We start from the raw sequence: 14,974 nt of genomic DNA, 5'->3' as shown, positions 1-14,974 counted from the left end.
CTTGCCTCTTTTGTTACGCAGCTGCGTCGAGCTGCACATAGCGCAGCAAGTGGTGAGCGGGATCGCCGAACTGGATGTTGATGGAGGAGATTCGCTTGAAGTAATGGCCGACATTCAGTTCGTCGGTCATGCCCATGCCGCCATGGAGCTGCACCGCCTGGTCGGCGATGAACTTGCCGGCATAGCCGACCTTCGACTTGGCGCCGGAGGCGAGGCGCGAGATACTGCTCTCGCCGGTGCCGAGGCTCAGATTGAGATGCTGCATCAGCGAGAGCGCCTCCTGATGGGCGATGAACATGTCGACCATCCGGTGTTGCAGCACCTGGAAGCTGCCAATGGTGACGCCGAACTGCTTTCGGGCCTTGGAGTATTCCAGCGTTGCGGAGTTCAATTCGGCCATCGCGCCGACCGCCTCGGCGCAGAGCGCGCCGATGGCCCGGTCGCGGCAGGCTTCCAACTGGGCGACCCCCTCGCCCTCGCTGCCGAGCAACTCGCCGCGCACGTCGCGGAACGTGATTTCCGCAGCGCGGCGTCCATCGATGGTCTTGAAGCTCCGCAGATCGACATTGGCCGCGCGGGTATCGACGACGAACAAGCTGACGCCGCCGCGATCATCGCACTTGCCTTTGGTGCGGGCGGAGACGATGAGATAATCCGCCCAGGGCGCCGCGATGACGGCGGTCTTCTCGCCACTGAGTATGTAGTCCTTGCCGTCGCGCCGCGCCGCGGTCGTGACATTGGCGAGGTCGAAGCGCGAACCTTTTTCGGTCCAGGCCAGCGCCCAGATCTTCTGTCCGGCGATGATATCGGGGATGCAGGCCTGCTTCTGCTCTTCAGTCCCTGCATGCTCAATCAGGCCGCCAGCCAGCACGACCGTCTCCACGAACGGTTCCACGACAAGGTGACGGCCGAACTCCTGGGCAATGATCATGGTGGAGAGCGAACCGCCACCAAGTCCGCCGCTCTCCTCGGAGAACGGCGCGACAAGCAGACCGAGCTCCGCAAAGGCCCCCCATTGCCTGCGGCTCCAGCCGTCTTCGCTGGCAACGATCTTGCGGCGCGCCTCGAAACTGTACTGGTCGCGTAGCATGCGCTGTACGCTGGAGCGCAACAGTTCCTGCTCTTCCGTGAACTGGATATCCATCCGATCCTCTTGTTGCGCTGTTGCTAGAGACCGAGCACCGCTTTGGCGATGATGTTGCGCTGGATCTCGTTCGATCCGCCGTAGATGCTGAGCTTGCGCGCGTTCAGGTATTTTTCCGACGCGGTGTGGCCGTAGTCGGGACCCGGCATGAACTGGTTAGCGCTGAGCGGTTGCTCGCGAAGTGCCAGTCCGTAATTGCCGATTGCACGGTGTGTGAGCTCGGTAATACCCTGAAAGATCTCGGTGCCACGGATCTTGAACAGCGAGGCCGCAGGACCTGGATCGATGCCGCGGGCCATTTGGGCAATGACGCGCAACTCGGTGGCCTCGAGCGCAAGCACGTCGAGCTCGATCCGACCGATCTCCTTGCTGAATTCGAGACGCGCCGGATCGTCCGCTGCGATCTCCGCCTTCACGATCTTCTTCAACCGGTCGAGATAGCGCGTCGACCGACCGATGCCGGCCATGCTGGTGCGCTCGTTACCGAGCAGGAATTTTGCGTAGGTCCAGCCCTTGTTCTCCTCGCCGATCAGGTTCTCGACGGGGACGCGGACGTCCTCGAGGAAGACGTCATTCACCTCATGCGATCCGTCGATCATGATGATCGGACGCACGGTGACGCCGGGCGATTTCATGTCGATCAGGAGGAACGAGATGCCGGCCTGAGGCTTGGCCGAAGGATCGGTACGCACCAGGCAGAAGATCCAGTCGGCGTGCTGGGCCAACGTTGTCCAGGTCTTGTGGCCGTTGACGACGTAATGGTCGCCGTCGCGCACGGCCTTGGTCCGAACGGTCGCCAGGTCCGAGCCCGAGCCCGGCTCGGAATACCCCTGGCACCACCAATCGTCACCCGAAAGGATCCGCGGCAAAAACCTCTGTTTTTGCGCGTCGTTGCCGAAGGTGTAGATGACGGGACCGACCATGGTGACGCTGAACGCCAACGGCGGCAGCGTACCGGCCCGGCTTGTTTCCTGCTCGAAGATGAAACGTCGGGTGATCGACCAGCCGGGGCCCCCATATTCCTTGGGCCAGAGTGGCGCGATCCAGCCCTTCTTGTAGAGGATGCGGTGCCAGAGCAACGATTGCTCTTTCGTCAGGTCGGTCTCCGGATTGGGGACGCGCATTTCCTGCGGATAGTTTTCGGCGATGAAGGCGCGCACCTCATCACGGAAGGCCGCGTCTTCAGGAGACAGTGCGAGTTCCATCGTGCGTTTCCTACCACTTCTCACCGAAGGGGCGGATTTCCAGCTCGAAGGTCCAGGCGCTCCTCGGCTGCTGGTACAGCTGCCAATATGACGTCGCGACTGAGGCCGGCGGCATGAGCAGATCCGGATCGTCAAGTGCATTGGGCCCGAGCGCTTCCAGCCGCCGCTGCCGAACCCACTCGGTGTCGACACCCGAATCGATAACGAGGTGGGCGACATGGATATTCTTCGGGCCCAGTTCGCGCGCCATCGCCTGCGCCACGGCGCGCAGTCCGAATTTGGCGCTGGCAAAGGCGGCATAGCCGCTGCCGCCGCGCAAGGACGCGGTCGCACCGGTGAAGAAAATGTTGCCTTGGCCGCGCGGCAGCATCAGCCGGGCTGCCTCGCGCCCGGCGAGGAAGCCGGAGTAACAGGCCATCTCCCAGACCTTGCGGAACACGCGCTCGGTCGTTTCGAGAATCGGGAAGTTGACGTTTGCACCGATGTTGAAGATGCAGACATCCAACGGCGCGTGCTGGTCGGCGTCATTCAGGAAGGAGATGATCTCCTCCTCTTTGCGCGCGTCGAGCGACCGGGCGTGGATCTCGCCGCCGGCGGCCTCGATCTCTTTGACCAGCGGCGCCAGCTTGTCGCCGTTACGGCGGCCGGCGAAGACGGTAAAGCCCTCGGAGGCAAACTTCTTGGCGATCTCGCCGCCGATGAAATCGCCAGCGCCGATCACGGCGACAGTTGCATTTCTTTTTTTCAAGGGTCTTCTCCCGGTTAAGTTAGGCTCGCTATGTGCGAAGCTGTTCTGTCGGCCCTGGAACGCGGAGCGCAACGCAATTTTCGCGACCGATGGCGACGTGGTCGCCCGCTCTCACCTCGCCAGCGCACTGACCGAAATTACCATGGCCGGAGGCGCAGTCCTCGGCCGGCATGGTTCGATTCGGAGCTTTGGTAAGCTGGCGGCCCGTCGATTGATCGATGCAGCTCGGCAACCCCAAAGCAATCTCACTGAGACCAAGCGCTTGCGACAGTTTCGCCACGACCAACCGCCTCCCGCCTGAAGAACATTGGCGCTTTTCAACATTGCGCCTCGCCCGAACCATGCGTTCTTTTTTAGAACTCGTCAATCTCTATTTCATGTCCACTGCAGAACGGGAAATGGCAAGTTCGCTGCCATATTCCAGCGCTCCAGAGAACTCCGTTACAACACGACTTTCAACCGATACCCATATCGTATCAAATAAGAACTTATGGGAGGAGCGAGCATGGGAGAAAGTCGCGGGGTCGCGATACTGGTGGGCGCGGGTGATGCCATCGGCGCTGCCGTTGCGCGGCGGTTTGCCAGCGGCGGCTACACTGTTTGCATCTGCAGACGCGATGCGGCCAAATCCCAGGTACTTGTCGATGAGCTCAGGGCTAAAGGCCAGAGCATCCACGCCTTCAGCGTCGACGCCCGCCAGGAAGCGGACGTCCAAAAGCTGTTTGCGGACGTCGAACGCGAGATCGGGCCGATCGATATCTGTCTTTTCAATGCCGGATCGAACGTCAACATGCCCCTGCTGGAGACCACGGAGAAGCTGTTCTTCAAGGCCTGGGAGCTGGCCTGCTACGCCGGATTCCTGGTCGGACGCGAAGCCACGCGCGTCATGCTGCCGCGCGGACGCGGCACCATCTTCTTTACGGGTGCGACCGCAAGCATTCGCGGTGGCAAGGGGTTTGCCGCGTTTTCATCGGCAAAATTCGGTCTTCGCGCGCTGGCCCAGGCCATGGCACGCGAGCTCGGGCCCAAGAATATTCATGTCGTCCATCTTGTCATCGACGCCGGCGTCGATAGCGAAGCCATTCATCAGCGCATGAAAGCGGCCAAGGGGATCGAGGCAAGCGAGATCCCTCCCGACAGCCTGACCAAGACCTCCTCGATTGCCGAAGCGTATTGGTTTGCCCATCAGCAAAGCCGCGACGGCTGGACCCATGAACTCGATCTTCGCCCCGCTGTAGAGAAATGGTGACATGAGCGACAATCCGGACCTCACCCTGTGGGGAGTCGGGACAAGCCGCACCGTTCGACCACACTGGGCGATGCACGAGCTGGGCCTGACTTACAAGATCAAACCGATCGGCCCGCGGACGGGTGAGACCAAGACCGCCGAATATACCAGGCTCAATCCGCGCCAGAAGATTCCGCTGCTGCAGGACGACGACTTCTGCATCGGCGAAAGTGCCGCGATCGTCGCATATTTGTCGCGCATGTACTCCACTCCGGAGCGTGCATTGATCCCGGAATCCACCCGCGACTATGCGGCGTGGCTGGAATGGTGCTTCTTTATCGTCACCGAGCTCGACTCCACGAGCCTGTACGTGATGCGCCGTCACAGCGCCGATGCGCTCGGCCCGATTTACGGCGTTGCGCCAGAGGTCGTAGCTCAAGCCGCGGAATATTTTCGTGCGCAGTTGCGCCATGTGGAAGTCGCATTGGGTGACGGCCGACAGTTCCTCATGGGCGACCGCTTCAGCAGCGCCGATATTCTGCTGACGACGTGCCTCGACTGGGCGGTCGCATACGGTGTCGGCATTTGCGACAATGCGAAGCCATATCTTGACCGTATGCGAAGTCGGGAGGCTTACCAGCACGCGGTTGCGGCGAATGTTCCGCTAGCACCGATTACACCGATGCCTGCCAACGCTTGAGAGCCGATCGCCGGTGGCGCGAGCGCTTCGGCCTACACGGCCACGCGCAACGCGTGCGCGGCGACCATGTCGTCGATCGCGCCATCATCGTAACCCAGCTCGCGCAGCACCTCGCGCGAGTGCTCGCCGACGCGAGGGGCCGGTCCGCCGATCGCAGCCTGGTTGACCTCGAAGCGAGCCGCGGGCTTCGGCTGCCGCACCCGGCCGACCTTCGGCTGATCGAATTCCGCGATGATCCCGCGCGCCACCACCTGTTCATTGTGAACGATTTCGCCGCGCCGCAGGATGGGCGCGCAAGGGACATCCGCAGCGTCCAGACGCTCCAGCCATTCTGCGGTCGTGTGTTGGCCTATATACTCCGCCATCTTGTTGATGCGCGCCGTGGCGTTGACCGAACGCGCTGACGGGGTCGCAAAGCGGGGATCCTTGGCAAGCTCGGGATCGCCGGACGCGCGACAGAAGCCATGCCATTCGGAATCGGAGATGGTGCCGGCCGTGATGTAGCCGTCGCTGGTCTTGAACACGAGATCCGGCCGGTCATTGGGATCGGCGGCGCCGGCCTCGGCTCCGACCACCGTGTATTGCATCATGCCTTCCGGCCAGAGGTAGGAAATCATGGCATCCAGCATCGCGACCTGGATATGATCCCCCTGCCCGGTTTTCTCACGCGCATAGAGCGCTGCCGCCACCGCCTGCGCCGTGAACACGGCAGTCGTCTTGTCGCATACAATGGTGCGGATCATCTGCGGGCGATTGGTGACCGGCTGCGACTGGATATCGGCAAAGCCCGACAGGCCCTGAATGATCGGATCGTAGACGCGCTTCTTCACATACGGTCCGGTCTCGCCGACGCCGCTGATCGAGACGTAGATCAGGCGCGGATGCCGCCGGCGCAGTTCTTCGACACCGAGACCGAGGCGCTCCATGGTGCCGGGCCGGAAGTTCTGCACCAGCACATCGGCTTGCGCGACCAGTTTGGCCAGCACCTCGCCCCCGGCCGTGCTCTTGACGTCGATCGAGAGCGAACGCTTGCCGCGGTTTGACGAGATGAACAGCGCGGAGAACTCGCCGTCCTTGTCGATGGTGGCCCGGCTGCGGCGGGTGATGTCGCCGCCGATCGGCTCGATCTTGAGTACGTCGGCGCCCTGATCCGCCAGAAACATGGTCGCAAATGGGCCCGACACCACGCCGGTCAAATCGAGGACACGAACGCCGCTCAGCGGACCAGCCATTGCACTCTCCCTCGATTTTTTTCTGCAACCGGCCGAGGATGACTCTAGCGTCCGCGGGGTCCCTCGTCACGATACGCCCGAACAGCAAGTCCGTAACTAGCCGGTTTTGGAAACGGGCTGCCGGGCCTGTTCGACGATCGATTCCTCGACGTCCCGGAGTTGATCCTTGCCGAAAAACATCTCCTTGCCGACGAAGAACGTCGGTGAACCGAAGGCACCGCGGCTGACCGCGTCATTGGTCAGGTCGATCAGCTTCTTCTTGACGTCATCCTGCTGCGCGCGCGCGACCAGCCTGTCGATGTCGATCCCCGAGGCAGCAAACGCGCTCCGGAACACTTCGGGATCGTCCATCTTCTTGGGCTCTTCCCACATGTGATGATAGGCGGCGCGGAAATAGGGTTCGAACACGCCTTCGAACTGGGCCGCGACGGCCCCGCGCATCAGCATCAATGTGTTCACCGGAAAGAAGGAATTCTGGCGAAATTTTGTGATGTTGTGGCGCCGGATAAACCGCTGGGTCTCGAGCGCCTGGAATTCCGGCTTGTTCTTGATCCCGCGAAGCGAGTCGAACGGGGACATGTTGCCGGTCGCCTTGTAGATGCCGCCAAGCAGGACCGGGACGTACTCGAATTTCACGCCGGTCCGCCGCTCGATCCCGGGAATGGCAACTTCCGCCAGATAAGCATTCGGGCTGCCGAAATCGAACTGGAATTCAACCTTAGGGGTCATGACCGCTTTCTCCCGCAGAGCGCATTGGATGGTCAGAGACCGGCGATCCAATCGCATGCCTTGCCTAATCTCATCTTTATAGTTCTAAAATTGAACTGTCAAATTTGGCCGGATTTATGCTGGTTTGGCCTGTCCATCGGGTATTGTTCGGAATTCAGTACCTATCTAGAATGCAAGGGAATGCGACGGCCTCAGTGACGATTCGAGGCGGCCATGCCGGTATGACTGGAGAGTATGGATGAAATGGAAGGAACTCGAGGAAGAGCCGTGTTCAATGGCTCGAACCATTGGCGTGATCGGCGACCGTTGGACCCTTCTGATCCTGCGCGAATGCTTTCTGCGCACGCGCCGCTTCGAAGGATTTCAGTCGGCGCTCGGAATTACACGCCATCTGCTTGCCGAACGGCTGAAGAAGCTGGTTCGGCTGGGCATCCTGCGCCGCATTCCATATCAGGAAGCGCCCAAACGTCACGAATATATCCTGACCCAAAAGGGCCTCGATCTTTATCCGATCATGATGGCGCTCGTGCATTGGGGCGACACTCACATGGTCGACGAGCGCGGCCGGCCGCTGCTGCACCAGCATCGCAAGTGCGGTAAGGACTTCGATCCGGTCATGGTGTGTTCTGAATGCGGCGAGCCGCTCATGGCCAAGGAGGTTCATACCCATCCAGGCCCCGGTGCCCAAAGCCCCCTGGCGATAAAGGCGCCTGACAAGCCCAAGGCAAAGGCGCGCCGCAGCGCCGCTTGAGGCAGCCACGATCACCATCAACTGAATGCGTCCTCAGATCCGAACCACATCCGGGGCGGGTTCGTTCAAGTAGAGACATTCCGCTTGTTCAGCCCGGTGTTTGAGCACGGCACGTTGATTGACATAGGCCTTGTCGGTGATTTCTCCCGCAGCCAATGAAGGCGGATCCTTCAGCAGGTAGAACGAGCAGATTTTTTCGCTGCTTCCAACAGCCTCATTGTATTCCTGCAAACGATGTCTCAGGAATTCAATGACCCGGGGGTCGCAGGTCAAATCCGAAGCCGGAGCGTTCGAAATCCGCGCCGCCTCGGTCGGATTCAGCCAGCATAGCAGCGCACAAGCTTCACGGTTTTCTCCCGCAACGACAATGTCCAGCAATACGCCGCGTGTTGCAGCCAGGATGGCGGCGCGCATATTGCCGATCGAGACCCAGGTGCCGTTCGCGAGCTTGAAGTTCTCCGAAATTCTGCCGGTGAAACGAAGACCGAGCTCCGGCTTCTCGGGATCGAGAAACGACACCGTATCGCCGATGCGATAGAAACCCTCCTCGTCGAAGGCCTTCTCCGTCAAATCGGGCCTTCCGAGATAACCGGGGGTGACGTTGGGGCCCTTCACCCTGGCCTCGTACGTATCGGAAACAGGGATCAGTTTCAGCTGCACGCCCGGCGCGGGAAGACCAATCTCCCCCGGCCGATCCGTTGCCCAATGCGTCGTACTTATTGTCGGCGCCGTTTCGGTCGTCCCATAGCCCGACATGACTGGAATCCGCCGGCCCGTGATCGATGATGTCAGCCGATAGAGTTTTTCAAGCGTGCCGTTCGAAATTGCAGCCCCCGCGTAGCTCAATCGATCCATCCGCTTAAAGATGCTCGCGCCGAGGGCGACGTCGTTCTCGATGGCGTCACACAAGAGATTATAACCGGCAGGAACGTTGAACATGGCCGTCGGTGAAATCTCCTTGAGGTTCGCCACCGATTTGTGAAAGAGCTGAGGCAGCGGCCGGCCATCATCAATGTAGAGCGTCCCGCCGTTCTTGAGAATGCCGTGAAGAATGACGTTGCTGCCCATCGTATGGTGCCACGGCAGCCACTCAACCTGGACCGGCGCATCCGGAGGCGACACGAGCAGGCTTCCCATTTGCAGGGAGCTCGCCATCATGCGGTGGGTGTTCAGCACGCCCTTTGGCAGACCGGTCGAACCGGACGTGAAGAGAATTTTCGCAACGGCGTCGCAAGGTGCCGCACCCGAAGCATGCGCGAACCCTTTGCACTCCGTTGGATCCGTCAGAACACGGAAGGGCGTCGTGTCCGGCGCACCATCGACGCTGATCCAGGCCGCGTCTGCCAATTCGGGAATGGAGCGGGCCGCGGAAAAATCTCGTCCACTCTGAACGAAAACGAAGTTCGGCCGCAGCACCTGCGCGATGTCCTTGAGGCGAGCAAGGCCGCCGGGCATCAGCGTGTAGTTCGGCGATATTGGCGCCAGAATGACTCCTATCGACATCGCAGCAAAGGAGATCACCGCGTTTTCGATGGAGTTCCCCGAAAGCACCGCCAGCCTGTCAGCCGGCTTTGCGCCCATATCGATCAAGCTTTGGCCGACCGCCTGGACCTGCGACCATGCCTCGCTATAGGTGATCTCGTCCCATCCCTCTTTGGCATTGCGTTGCGCGAGGAACATTCTGTCTGGAACGGCACTTGCCCAGCGCGGGAGAAAATCGGTGACGCGCCAGTCGCATGGTCCCAATTCAAGGGGCGACCTCAATATGAGCGTGCCGTCGGTCCGGCGCTCGACGGAGAGCTCCCTTGGCGCGAACGTCAGTGGCTTCGTCGACATCGAAAACGATCTCCTGAATTACCGCGATGGATAGAGCGAGCGGGCTACGCCAGGGTCACTCGGACCTGGCGTCCAGGACTTCTCCGAAGGCTTGCCACGTCGTGCCGGTCCAGCGCTGCAGCCGCATCTGCGTCCAGATCATGTTCTCGGTCTCGGTGGTGTTGACCTTGATCCCAGGCAGTGCAGTCGGGACGACGACATTTTTCAGGTTCTTCGCCTGCCCAAGAATATTCTTCCGCGACAGATCATCACCGCATTGCTTGAGAATCTGCTCGAGCAGGACGCCTTGCTGATAGCCGGTCAGATAGCTGCCGTTGGTGATATCGGCGCCTGGCAGATACTTGTCGAAAAAAGCCCGGTAGGCCTGCATGCCCGGGTCGTCCTTCCACGTCTCATCCAGGATATCCTTGTTGATTGTCCCGACCATCACGCCGACCGATTTGTCGAGGCCGGCCGGTGCAAGCGTGCCTCCGACCGATGCGGAAGGGAAATTGATGATCACGGTCGCCTTCCAGCCGATCACCGAGGCTTGCCGGATGGCCTGGGCTGCGAACTTCGGCGTCCCGGCGATTACCAGGGCCTCGGCACCCGAGCTCTTCAGATTGGTAATCTGCGAATCAATCGTCGGTTCGGTGACCTCATAGGACGCGCTGACGACCTTCCGGTCGAAATCCTTGCCGAGAAACGCCTTGAAGGCACCGACGTAATCTTTGCCGAGATCGTCGTTCTGATAGAGGATGGCATACTTGGCGTTCGGCAGCGTCTTCGTCAGGTATTTGGCGTAGATTTTTCCTTCGGTGTCGTAGCTGACAAGACCCGTGGTGATCAGCGGGTAATTTGCGACGTCCGTAAACTTGGACGAGCCACTGACGATAGCGACACTCGGTACTCCCTTGGCCCTCAGGTATTTTGCAGTGGCCGAAATGCCGGGAGTGCCGAGCTGGCCGAACATGAACGACACTTCGTCGCTTTCAACGAGTTTGCGGACGTGCTCCACCGCCTTGGGAGGACTATATCCGTCGTCATAAGCGATGTAGTTGATCTTGCGTCCGTTGACGCCGCCGCGGTCATTCAAGGCCTGAATGTAGGCCATGAGTCCCTTGCCCACGAGACCGATGGATGACGCCGGTCCGCTGAAGGGAAAAACTCCGCCGATCTTGATCTCGGCGGCAGAGACTCCCGGCTCGTCGGCGGCGAATGCCGGGCCGCTCAAAAATAGCGCCAAAGCCGCAACGATCTTCCATCTCACCAGCATTGCTCGTCCTCCCAAACGTGCACCCTTTCCGGGTACGTGGCTTTGTTCTGTTGCGCCGGCGGCTGCTCGTCGCGCGTCGTTGCGAAGACGCATCGCGCTGAACGGGTCCGGCCGTAATCCGGCACGTCGCGGCCGTTGCGTTCGGCCATCTTCTCCCACAGCCTACAGTTCTTTTTTTGAACTCGTCAAGCACTTAGATGATCATGTGCCGGGCCGTGAACAACTGGCCTGCTCTTGTGCGCGGCAAGCCGCGGCCTTCAAAACTGCGCGAAAAAGCAGATTTTTGCGGCCGCTCACTCGCGGGACCGCAGGCGCACCTGCGCGCTGTGGAACGCGCTTTTATAAATTCTATTTTCGAACTAGTGGCTGCTCAAACTCGCGCGGGGACGACGTAGCGCCCGCTCACCTAATCAAACGCTTGCTATGAAGTAGTTGAGAGGTTTCTGGACGCCGAGGTTCAAGCGGCAAGGGCGTGCAGCTGGTCCACGCATCATCGATCGAACCGAGCTGGCGAGAACTTCAAGCGTCTCCCCTTCCAAGAGAGCCCTACTCGGCAGCCATTGCTGTTCGCAATTCCGGTTCCTTCGTTGAATGCTCATAGACCTCATCTGATGTCGGCTTGATCCGAAACCAGGCGACATAGAGCGCAGGAAGGAACAGCAGGATCAGCACCGTGCCGACCGCCGTGCCGCCGATCAGCGTATAGGCCATCGACCCCCAGAACACGGAATGCGTCAGAGGGATGAAGGCCAGCACGGCGGCAAGTGCGGTCAGGATCACGGGCCTGGTGCGCTGCACGGTGGCTTCGATGACCGCGTGATAGTCATCGAGGCCGGCAGCACGGTTCTCCTTGATCTGTTCGGTCAGGATCAGAGTGTTGCGCATCAGGATGCCGGCCAGTCCTATCAGGCCGAGAATGGCGTTGAATCCGAACGGCTGATTGAAGGTGAGCAACATCGGCACGACGCCGACGAGGACAAGCGGTGCCGTCAGCATCACCATGGCCATGGTCGAGAAGGACCGCACCTGTAGCATGATGACGATCAGCATGGCGGCGATCATGGCCGGAAAGACCTTCCCCAAGGCGTCATTGGCCTTGGTTGCTTCCTCGATCGATCCGCCGAATTCGATGCGATAGCCGACTGGAAGTGATGCGATCAATGGCTGAAGGGCCGTCATGATCTGCTTGGAAACCTCTGGTGGCTGAGTCGCCTCATTGATGTCCGAGCGGATCGTGATGACCGGTGTGCGATCGCGGCGCTTCAGGATGGGCTCTTCCAGACGAACCTCCGAATGGCCGATCTGGTCGAGCGGAATCGGGCGGCCGTCCCGGCTCATCAGTGAGAAATCCGCCAAACGCGTCGGATCCATCCGCTCGCCGCCTGCGCTGCGTGCCACGATCGGGACATTGCGGATGTCCTCGCGGACCTGGGTTACGGCGATGCCGGTCAGCAGGAGTTGTAACTGCCGGCCCACCTCCGCAGGCGAGAGGCCGATGAGGTTCAGTCGATCCTGATCTGGGATGAAGCGGAGCACGGGTGTGCGAATGCCCCAATCGCGGTTCGCTTGCCGCGCATCAGGAACGCCCCGCATGATGTCGACTGCTTTTTCAGAGATAGCGTACAATTGCCCGGGATCGGGCCCCGTCACCCGAAACTCGACGGGGAACGGCGTATAGGGTCCGAACACGAGCTGAGTGACGCGGAGATGCGCCTCAGGTGCAAGCCCTTCCGACACGGCCTGTCGGCGCCGGTGCTTCAGAGCCTCGCGCGCCTCCGCATCCGGCGTAAGTACGACGATCTTGGCGAAGGCCGGATTGGGCAATTCCGGCGCCATCGCGAAGAAGAAGCGTGGAGCGCCCTGCCCGATATAGCTCGTGACGATCTTGGCTTCCGATTGTTGGCCCAGCCAGCGTTCGAGTTTCTCGACTGTGGCAGTCGTCGTCTCGATGCTGGTGCCTTCCGGCAGGCGGACCTCCACCAGCACTTCGGGACGGTCGGACGTCGGGAAGAACTGCTGCTTGACGGCGCCCATGCCGACACCGGAAAGCGCGAAAGCGACGGCAACGATACCGCAGGTTACGAATTTGTGGCGCACGGCAAAGGTGGTGAGCGCTCGCAGGCGCCGATAATTCGGTGTGCCATAGATCGCGTCGTGGCCGCCTTCGATCGGTTTGATCGCCGGCAGCATCTTGACGCCAAGATAGGGTGTAAAGATCACCGCGATGATCCAGGAGACGATCAGGGCAAAGCCAACGACCCAGAAGATGTTGCCGGCATACTCGCCCGCCGTCGAGCGGGCGAAGCCCACCGGCAGGAATCCGGCGATCGTCACCAGTGTTCCGGACAGCATGGGCGCCGCCGTGTGGCTCCACGCGTAGGCGGCCGCCGCGATGCGGTCCATGCCCTCTTCCATTTTCACCACCATCACCTCGATGGCGATGATGGCGTCGTCCACGAGCAGACCAAGCGCCAGGATGAGGGCACCGAGCGTGATGCGGTCGAAGAACCGGCCGGTTTCCAGCATGATGAGGAAGATGACGGCAAGCGTCAGAGGGACTGCAGCCGACACGACGATGCCGACGCGCCAGCCGAGGCTGAGCAGGCTGACCAGCAACACCACGCCGAGCGCCATCGCGAATTTCATCATGAATTCGTCGACCGCCGAGGTGATGTTGACGGCCTGATCGGACACCTTGTCGAGCGTCATGCCGAGTGGCAGTGTCTTTGCGATGGCCGCGGCCCTGTCCTTCAGCGCCTTGCCGAGCGCGAGACCATCCCAGCCCTCCTGCATCACCGCCGCGAGCACGATCATGGGCTCACCCTGATGTCGGATGAGGTAGGTGGAAGGATCCTCATAGCCGCGGCGGACCCCGGCGATATCGGAGAGCTTCAGCGTCCGCCCCGAGGCGACAATGGGCGTGTCGCCGATCGCCTGGACACTGTCATAGGCGCCGTCGATCCGGATAAAGACCTGCGGCCCCTGAGTGTCGATCGAGCCAGCCGGCCTGACGGTGTTCTGCCGCTGCAAGGCGGCAACTACATCCTGTGCCGACACGCCGAGGGTAGCGAGCTTGGCGTAGGAAAACTCGATGAAGATCCGTTCGGGACGTTCACCGAGGATGTTGATCTTCTTGACGCCCGGCACATGCAGAAGGTCCTGGCGAATGGTCTCGGCTTGCCTCGCAAGTTCCCGCATCGGCATACCCTTCGCCTTGAGGGCATAAAGCGCGAAACTCACGTCCGAATATTCATCGTTGACGAAAGGGCCGAGCACTCCGGGCGGCAGGTTGCGCGCTTCATCTCCGAGCTTCTTGCGCGCCTGATAGAATTCCTCCTGCACGCTGGATGGCGGGGTGCTGTCCTTCAGCGTAACAGTCATATACGCGTAACCCGGCCGCGTGGTCGTCTCCACCCTGTCGTACCAGGTCAGCTCCTGAATCCGCTTCTCCAACGGTTCGGCGACAAGGTCCTGCATCTAACGCGCCGTCGCGCCCGGCCATACTGTGGTGACCGTCAGGGTCTTGATGGTGAAGGAGGGATCCTCCGCCCGTCCGAGCATGAGAAAGGCGTAGGCGCCTGCGGCCGCCAGCAGGATGATGAAGAACAGGGTGACGGCCCGTTCGCGAACAGCGATCGCGGAAAGATTGAGGTTCATCTGCTAACTTACAATCGGCTCGGCGACAGCTTCTGCGAGGCCAGCCGCCGCTTGGGCGGCAAGCCCGCGGGCCGCTTCCTGTGAATCTTGAAATTCCTCGAGTGCATGGACTCTGCCCCACCGCAGCGTGAACACGTGGAGACCACGGTTGACATACGACCCGTCACCGTCGAGCAGCGTAGCGGTGCCGTCCCACTCGACAAACATGGTGGTGTTCCAGGGCCAGCCCTTCACCCAGACGTTATTGACCGTGATATGGAGAGTGGGCAGGACGCGTCCGAGCCGCTCAAACCAGCGGCGCAGGGCCTGTTTGTCGTGGCGCTCGCCACCAAGCGCGTGGTCGCCGGAAAGACGGTGATGGATGTGCGGCGCGACCGCCTTCACCGCTTCATCCCAGCGATGGTTGTTGACATGGTCGAAGGTCTTTCGGATTTCCTGCTCGACGATATAGCTGTACAGCATTCGACTTCTCCAACGACCAACGCGGAA

Annotated in this window: 13 protein-coding genes; 3 read left to right on the top strand and 10 right to left on the bottom strand. The window is 60.8% G+C overall.

Annotation, left to right across the window (positions count from 1 at the left end; genetic code table 11):
- Nucleotides 1–13: 13 nt before the first annotated feature.
- From IVB18_RS20420 to IVB18_RS20410, 3 genes are read right to left on the bottom strand one after another with little or no spacing between them, the layout of a single operon-like run.
- On the bottom strand, nucleotides 14–1,144 hold the full coding sequence (locus IVB18_RS20420) for an acyl-CoA dehydrogenase family protein (protein WP_247990784.1): 1,131 nt from the start codon (nucleotides 1,142–1,144) through the stop codon (nucleotides 14–16).
- 23 nt (nucleotides 1,145–1,167) lie between these two features.
- Nucleotides 1,168–2,349 (bottom strand): acyl-CoA dehydrogenase family protein, encoded by a 1,182-nt coding sequence (locus IVB18_RS20415; RefSeq protein ID WP_247990783.1) that lies wholly within the window; start codon nucleotides 2,347–2,349, stop codon nucleotides 1,168–1,170.
- A gap of 10 nt (nucleotides 2,350–2,359) precedes the next feature.
- Complete coding sequence (locus IVB18_RS20410) at nucleotides 2,360–3,097, bottom strand: SDR family oxidoreductase (protein WP_247990782.1); 738 nt, start codon at nucleotides 3,095–3,097, stop codon at nucleotides 2,360–2,362.
- 505 nt (nucleotides 3,098–3,602) lie between these two features.
- Between IVB18_RS20410 and IVB18_RS20405 the strand changes: the two genes are divergently transcribed.
- Together IVB18_RS20405 and IVB18_RS20400 are read left to right on the top strand one after the other, a co-directional pair.
- The gene (locus IVB18_RS20405; RefSeq protein WP_247990781.1) at nucleotides 3,603–4,346 is read left to right on the top strand and encodes an SDR family NAD(P)-dependent oxidoreductase; all 744 of its coding nucleotides are present in this window, start codon (nucleotides 3,603–3,605) and stop codon (nucleotides 4,344–4,346) included.
- 1 nt (nucleotide 4,347) lies between these two features.
- Complete coding sequence (locus IVB18_RS20400; RefSeq protein ID WP_247990780.1) at nucleotides 4,348–5,025, top strand: glutathione S-transferase family protein; 678 nt, start codon at nucleotides 4,348–4,350, stop codon at nucleotides 5,023–5,025.
- A 32-nt stretch (nucleotides 5,026–5,057) separates the two neighbouring features.
- Here IVB18_RS20400 and IVB18_RS20395 read toward each other — a convergent pair whose 3' ends face one another.
- Nucleotides 5,058–6,257, bottom strand: a complete 1,200-nt coding sequence (locus IVB18_RS20395; RefSeq protein WP_247990779.1) for a CaiB/BaiF CoA-transferase family protein — start codon at nucleotides 6,255–6,257, stop codon at nucleotides 5,058–5,060.
- A gap of 96 nt (nucleotides 6,258–6,353) precedes the next feature.
- Nucleotides 6,354–6,986 carry a 2-hydroxychromene-2-carboxylate isomerase gene (locus tag IVB18_RS20390; RefSeq protein ID WP_247990778.1) on the bottom strand — a complete coding sequence of 211 codons (633 nt, stop codon included), beginning with the start codon at nucleotides 6,984–6,986 and terminating at the stop codon, nucleotides 6,354–6,356.
- Between the two features lie 238 nt (nucleotides 6,987–7,224).
- Here IVB18_RS20390 and IVB18_RS20385 point away from each other — a divergent pair, with 238 nt between their 5' ends.
- Nucleotides 7,225–7,737 (top strand): helix-turn-helix domain-containing protein, encoded by a 513-nt coding sequence (locus tag IVB18_RS20385; RefSeq protein WP_247990777.1) that lies wholly within the window; start codon nucleotides 7,225–7,227, stop codon nucleotides 7,735–7,737.
- Between the two features lie 33 nt (nucleotides 7,738–7,770).
- Here IVB18_RS20385 and IVB18_RS20380 read toward each other — a convergent pair whose 3' ends face one another.
- The 5 genes from IVB18_RS20380 to IVB18_RS20360 form a co-directional block, all read right to left on the bottom strand.
- Nucleotides 7,771–9,573, bottom strand: coding sequence for an AMP-binding protein (locus tag IVB18_RS20380; RefSeq protein WP_247990776.1), 1,803 nt, complete (start codon nucleotides 9,571–9,573; stop codon nucleotides 7,771–7,773).
- 55 nt (nucleotides 9,574–9,628) lie between these two features.
- Nucleotides 9,629–10,828, bottom strand: coding sequence for an ABC transporter substrate-binding protein (locus IVB18_RS20375; RefSeq protein WP_247990775.1), 1,200 nt, complete (start codon nucleotides 10,826–10,828; stop codon nucleotides 9,629–9,631).
- Between the two features lie 546 nt (nucleotides 10,829–11,374).
- Entirely contained in the window at nucleotides 11,375–14,305 is a 2,931-nt protein-coding gene (locus IVB18_RS20370; protein WP_247990774.1) for an efflux RND transporter permease subunit, read from the bottom strand.
- Nucleotides 14,306–14,485: a hypothetical protein gene (locus IVB18_RS20365; RefSeq protein WP_247990773.1), complete on the bottom strand. Its 180-nt coding sequence runs from the start codon at nucleotides 14,483–14,485 to the stop codon at nucleotides 14,306–14,308. It lies immediately after the preceding gene.
- A gap of 3 nt (nucleotides 14,486–14,488) precedes the next feature.
- The gene (locus IVB18_RS20360; RefSeq protein ID WP_247990772.1) at nucleotides 14,489–14,947 is read right to left on the bottom strand and encodes a nuclear transport factor 2 family protein; all 459 of its coding nucleotides are present in this window, start codon (nucleotides 14,945–14,947) and stop codon (nucleotides 14,489–14,491) included.
- Between the last annotated feature and the right edge of the window lie 27 nt (nucleotides 14,948–14,974).

It is taken from the genome of Bradyrhizobium sp. 186 (genome assembly GCF_023101685.1).
In the GTDB taxonomy this organism is placed as follows: Bacteria; Pseudomonadota; Alphaproteobacteria; order Rhizobiales; family Xanthobacteraceae; genus Bradyrhizobium.
The sequence above is the reverse complement of the archived record's forward strand: the minus strand, read 5'-3'. Positions and strand labels throughout refer to the sequence as shown.